The sequence below is a fragment of the Segeticoccus rhizosphaerae genome (genome assembly GCF_009192725.1).
GTDB lineage: Bacteria > Actinomycetota > Actinomycetes > Actinomycetales > Dermatophilaceae > Segeticoccus > Segeticoccus rhizosphaerae.
On record NZ_VOHR01000729.1, the window covers coordinates 1 to 561 of the forward strand.

Sequence of the window (561 nt, forward strand, 5' to 3'; positions counted from 1 at the left end):
GCGGGCTCCGGAGCGGGCAGTGCCAGCGCAGCGAGGGCCGCGTCGTCCCAGCTCTCCGGCGCCGGCCGCCCCTGGACCTCCAGCGGCAGGTTCAGCAGCACCGTGCGGCGCTCGTGCAGCGCCAGAGCGGCGGCTGCGAGGGCCTCGTCGACGGCGGTCTCGGCGGACGTGATCCGCGCCGGCACGGCGCCCACCGCACGGGCTAGCCCGTCCTGGTCGACGAAGAAGTTGGACGACGGGTTGGTCGCCTCGGCCGCCAGCACGAGCAGGGGAGTGCGGCTCTTGGCCGCCTCGGTGATACCCGTCATGCCGTTGGTCAGCCCGCACCCCTGGTGCACGGTGAGGGCCGCGACCGAGCCGGTCATCCGGGCATACGCATCGGCCATGGTCGCCGCGCCGCCCTCGTGGCGGGCCGCGACGAAGCGGGCGCCGCCCGCCACCAGGCCGCCCGTCACATGGAAGTTGCCCGATCCGACCACACCGAAGACGTGGTCGACGCCGACCGCGGCCAGGGCGCGCCCCACCGCCTGCGCGACGTTCACCGGGCCCCCTCCGGCGCCT

At 75.8% G+C, this 561-nt stretch carries 1 protein-coding gene; it reads right to left on the reverse strand.

The window, feature by feature from the left end:
* A partial coding sequence (locus FRW57_RS22710; protein WP_275263271.1) for a thiamine pyrophosphate-binding protein occupies positions 1-542 on the reverse strand: 542 nt, incomplete at its 3' end.
* Between the last annotated feature and the right edge of the window lie 19 nt (positions 543-561).